The organism is Cronbergia sp. UHCC 0137 (genome assembly GCF_034932285.1).
In the GTDB taxonomy this organism is placed as follows: domain Bacteria; phylum Cyanobacteriota; class Cyanobacteriia; order Cyanobacteriales; family Nostocaceae; genus Cronbergia.
Window position 1 is genome coordinate 1 of the sequence record NZ_JAYGHC010000060.1, and the last position, 5007, is coordinate 5007.

At 36.9% G+C, this 5007-nt stretch carries 4 protein-coding genes; all 4 read left to right on the forward strand.

Translation table 11 applies throughout. From position 1 onward, the window contains the following. Window positions 1-397 precede the first annotated feature (397 nt). The 4 genes from VB711_RS22325 to VB711_RS22340 all read left to right on the forward strand — a co-directional run bounded on the left by VB711_RS22325 (window position 398) and on the right by VB711_RS22340 (window position 4894). Complete coding sequence (locus VB711_RS22325; RefSeq protein WP_323288514.1) at window positions 398-718, forward strand: hypothetical protein; 321 nt, start codon at window positions 398-400, stop codon at window positions 716-718. Beyond that, window positions 708-1121 carry a type II toxin-antitoxin system tRNA(fMet)-specific endonuclease VapC gene (vapC, locus tag VB711_RS22330; protein ID WP_323288515.1) on the forward strand — a complete coding sequence of 138 codons (414 nt, stop codon included), beginning with the start codon at window positions 708-710 and terminating at the stop codon, window positions 1119-1121. Before VB711_RS22325 ends, vapC begins: the two co-directional genes overlap by 11 nt. 428 nt (window positions 1122-1549) lie before the next feature. Continuing rightward, window positions 1550-2566: a 2-hydroxyacid dehydrogenase gene (locus tag VB711_RS22335; RefSeq protein ID WP_323288516.1), complete on the forward strand. Its 1017-nt coding sequence runs from the start codon at window positions 1550-1552 to the stop codon at window positions 2564-2566. 309 nt (window positions 2567-2875) lie between these two features. Continuing rightward, complete coding sequence (locus tag VB711_RS22340; protein WP_323288518.1) at window positions 2876-4894, forward strand: cation:proton antiporter; 2019 nt, start codon at window positions 2876-2878, stop codon at window positions 4892-4894. Window positions 4895-5007: the final 113 nt, after the last annotated feature.

Consider the following 5007-nt stretch of genomic DNA (forward strand, 5'->3'; position numbering starts at 1 on the left):
CTTGACATTCTGGTAAACTTAATAATGTAGCTTTAACCGTACCATCTTCTTGATTTTCAATCAACACATCATAAGTTAACTTGGGTGCAATTGTGGAAAGAGCATTTTTAACAGCTAAAATCATGATATTTTTACTCTTCTAACTCTGAATTAATTATAACACAATACTTGAAGAAAGTTAAAATTATTATCTACATGACTTTAAGATTTATAGAATTTTATTAGTAATCGTCTATTTTATATTGTATCATCCTGTAAATCCTTTAATCCTGGACATCCTGATTCAGACAAAGAATATCCTGTAAATCCTGATATGGCTTGCGTTAAGCTATCAGAGATTTTTCTATAAATTTATGTTAAAATAATTAACTAAGTCCCGTTAAGAGATTTTTAAATTATGCAAGTAACAATTGATTTACCAGATAAATTAACAACAAAAATTATAAATCAATGGGTTAATTTACCACAAAAGATCCTGAATAATCTGATACTAGAAGCCTTTCGAGAAAGATTAATTGATTTTGATGAACTAAAAGATTTACTAAACTTTCCTTCTGATACTGAAATCAAAGAATTTTTAATCCAAAATAATATTCTTCATTCCGCCGGATTACTTAATTTATATGGTGCTTGTGCTGATATTAATTTTGCAACGGATGATGAAGGAATATATCCTGAAACAGACGATGATTTAATTGGGGTTGTTGATGAAAAATAATTTTTTAATTTATTTACTAGATACGAATGTTTGTATCATGTATCTCAAGGGCAAATCTCCTAGCATTAATCATCATCTTGATAATTTAGAGCCTGAAAAAATAGCGGTTTGTTCTGTGGTCAAAGCTGAATTATTTTATGGTTCTATGCGTAGTAATAATCCTCAAAAAGCTATAAATGTGCAAAAGATTTTTATAAACCAGTTTATTTCTTTACCTTTTGATGATGAATGTGCAGAAACTTATGGCAACATTCGTGCTAATTTAGCGAATTTAGGGACTCCTATTAGTTCAAATGATATACAAATTGCTTCTATTGCTTTGGTAAATAATCTAATTTTAGTTACTCACAATGTCAGAGAATATAGTCGAGTTCAAGGGTTACAAATTGAAGATTGGGAATAGTAACCTGAATTAATTATAACAAAAAATAGTCAGAATCAGGATAACCAGGATTTTAGGATGTACAGGATTGTTATTTATGGCTTTTCTGTGAATCTTTAATGGTTATGAATATTAATTTAGATAAAAATATATTCTCTATCATTCACCAAAAACCATATTTCATCAAAAACATCCTGTTAATCCTCTAATCCTGGACATCCTGATTCAAACAATTTACTTATATTTAAACCTATCCCCCAGAGAAGCATTAGCACGATAAATTTGGGATGTACGTTTCTAGTTGTTAAAACATAAATTTTTGCTTAGTTTTTAAATTAGCCAAAGCAACACCAATTAACGCCAGTATAAGGGATTGGAGAGGAATGCTAATTTTATGGTCAAGGTATGATTAATTTGACAACCATGCAGCGTAAAACCTAAAATTTCGCATGAAAGTAGCAGTTTTCAGTACAAAAACCTATGATCGGCAGTTTTTATTAGCTGCAAATTCCCCCGTCCAGCATGAGTTAGTATTTTTTGAACCCTTGCTAAATCGAGATACCGCCATCTTAGCATCTGGATTTCCGGCAGTGTGCGTATTTGTCCATGATCAAGTTGATGCACCAACTTTAGAAATTCTTGCTGCTGGGGGAACTCGCCTAATTGCGCTGCGTTGTGCTGGATTTAACAACGTAGATTTAAAAGCCGCTTCCGAATTAGGAATTACCATTGTCCGGGTACCTGCATATTCACCCTATGGAGTAGCAGAACACGCTGTAGGCTTAATTTTGAGTTTAAATCGAAAAATTCATCATGCTTACAACCGGGTACGAGAAGGTAACTTTTCCCTAACCAGACTACTAGGATTTAATCTGCACCAGCGTACCGTGGGAATTATTGGTACTGGTAAAATCGGTCTAATTTTGGGACAGATCATGAAAGGATTTGGTTGTAATCTACTCGCTTATGATGTCTATAAAAACCCAGGATTAGAAGCATTAGGCGGAAAGTATGTAGAATTGCCAGAACTTTTTGCTAATTCTGATATTATCTCCTTACATTGTCCCCTCATGCCCGAAACCCATCACTTGATTAACAAAGAAGCTATAGAACAGGTAAAACCAGGGGTGATGATTATTAATACTAGCCGGGGTGCATTGATTGATACCCAGGCAGTAATTAATGGTTTGAAAACAGGTAAAATTGGTTATCTTGGCATAGATGTTTATGAGCAAGAATCAGAATTGTTTTTTGAAGATTTATCTGGTGAAATCATTCAAGATGATATTTTTCAACGCTTGACAACTTTCCCCAATGTTTTAATTACTGGACATCAAGCATTTTTCACAGAAGAGGCTTTACATAATATCGCCGAAACTACCTTTGGTAATATATCTGATATTGAACAAGGTCGTCCCTGTGCTAATGAACTCCGCTATCAACCAGAAAAGTCATTGATTGCTTGATCAAGGCTTACACACTGGCTACTAAACTAAACACGGTTGGAAAATCTGCTTTTACACAACCATAAAAATCCCCTGTAAATCCGGGGTTTAGCACTGCTAAACCCCTACCTACAAAATCTAACTTATGTCTATATTTATTGATTTTGAAGATGCAGCAACAAAATATGTATCAGCCTTAATTAACTTTCTGAAGTGAGAATTTGCTTAATTGTTAGGAATATCTCTGAAAATCGTTACCAAAAGTATTTGTGTTTTGGGAGGAGACTAGATACTTTAGTGGAGTGCAACCGTAGTACCTGAAAATTTTTTATGATTGTCAATGCGATTTTTGCTTCTGCTGTTGTCTCGACACCGATTAAAGAACCAGTCCCGGTATTTTTGATGATTTTGGGGATTATGCTGATTGCACCCCTGTTATTTGAAAAAATCCGCCTACCGGGAATTGTGGGGTTAATTTTGGCGGGGGTGATTGTTGGTCCTAATGGTTTGGGACTGTTGGCACGGGATAACACTATTGTTCTTTTAGGTACTGTTGGTTTATTATTTCTGATGTTTATGGCTGGTTTAGAAACTAGCTTAGATGACCTGAAATATAACGCTGATAAGGCTGTAATCTTTGGGTTAGCTACCTTTATCATCCCAATGGCCTTGGGTACTGTGGCTATGTTGGCCATTGGTTATGAGATATTACCTGCAATTTTGGTGGCTTCCTGTTTTGCTTCCCATACTCTGCTGGCTTTACCTGTGGTGAGTAAATTGGGAATTATGCGATCGCCAGTTTTAACTACTACTCTCGGTGGCACATTAATCACTAATACCTTAGCTCTTTTGGTTTTGGCGGTTGTGGTGAAAGCCCATGAAGGTACTTTAACTTTGGCGTTTTGGCTATTTCTCATCCCTTCATTAATTATTTACACTTTCCTCACGCTCTGGGGTGTGCCTCGTGTGGGAAGGTGGTTTTTTCGCCGTTTCGGCCATGATGAAGGGGCAGAATTTACCTTTGTTTTAGCAACTTTGTTTGTAGTTTCATACAGTGCAGAATTGGTGAAAATTGAACCGATTATTGGCGCGTTTTTAGCGGGAGTGGCTATTACCCAATTAATTCCCCAACTTAGTCCACTGATGAATCGGATTCAATTTATCGGGAATACTCTGTTTGTCCCATTTTTCCTGATTTCTGTGGGAATGTTGGTAAATCCGAAAATTTTGATCCAAGAACCGCGATCGCTATTAGTATCGGCTGTAATGGTAACTGTGGCTATTGTCGCTAAATATCTCCCGGCTTGGGGTACAGGTAAATTATTCGGTTTCAGTTTTGATCAAGTAATGCTGATGTTTGGCTTGTCTGTGGCTCAAGCTGCTTCTACCTTGGCCGCCATCACTGTTGCTTATAATATCAAATTGGTAGACCAATTAACGGTAAATGGCACGATCGCCATGATTTTAGTTACCTGCGTGGCTTCTCCTTGGGTGACAGCTAGGTGGGGCGAAAAAATCAAGCCGGAAGATACTACTATCCCCAAAAGCAAAGGTGGAAGTTTAGGCGATCGCGTTTTAGTTCCTGTTGCTAACCCCAATACGGAAGATAATCTCTTACAATTGGCCATTCTATTAACAAAATCTGCGGCTGGGACTTTGTTTCCCCTGCATATATTAATTGAGGATGCTTCACCTATTACTCCAGCAGACAAAGCTAGACAAAATCAATTACTCTCCACTGCGGAAATGATTGCCCATGCTTCTGTTACCAATGTCACTCCCATTGCTAGAATTGATGAATCTATTGATAAAGCGATCGCTCGCGTGGCTGAAGAACAACAAGTTAGTCTCATTGTCTGTGGTTGGAAAGGTTACTCCACATATCAGGAAAATTTATTTGGAGGTGTATTAGATAAAATTGTTCAACGCAGTTCTGTACCTGTTTTAGTAACTCGCTTTCCCCTACCCATTGAACACACATCCAGGGTATTTCTCGCTTTTACCCCTCAACAAGCTCACATTAGTTCTTTTGGTGAAAGTATCAAATTAGCAAAAACTTTGACAGTGGAACTTAAAGCATCCTTACAATTGTTAGAAGTTGTCACGGGAAGATCAACAGAGATTGATTTGCAAGCAGCAGGAATCCCCACAGATATACCTGTCCAAAAAGTACGGGGTAATTTTGTTAAACAAGTGTCGCGGTTACTCAAAACCAATGATTTACTGTTGTTAAATGGTTCTGTGGAATACACAACCCAAATATTCTCCTTACTTGGACATGATCCCGAAGCGATCGCTCGCAATCACCCCAATCTTGCCATGATTATCGCTTATTTTCCCTATCTGTAAAAGGCAAGAGACGAGGAATTACCGAAAAATCGTTCATCGCCATAAAAACATCGTTCATCGCCATAGAAAAAACGTTTCGCACCATAGGAAAATCGTTCACCACCATAGAAAAA

Excerpts from the sequence above, each read along its gene's own strand:
- VB711_RS22325 (WP_323288514.1), top strand. The coding sequence starts at position 398 with ATGCAAGTAACAATTGATTTACCAGATAAATTAACAACAAAAATTATA.
- vapC (WP_323288515.1), top strand. The coding sequence starts at position 708 with ATGAAAAATAATTTTTTAATTTATTTACTAGATACGAATGTTTGTATC.
- VB711_RS22335 (WP_323288516.1), top strand. The coding sequence starts at position 1,550 with ATGAAAGTAGCAGTTTTCAGTACAAAAACCTATGATCGGCAGTTTTTA.
- VB711_RS22340 (WP_323288518.1), top strand. The coding sequence starts at position 2,876 with ATGATTGTCAATGCGATTTTTGCTTCTGCTGTTGTCTCGACACCGATT.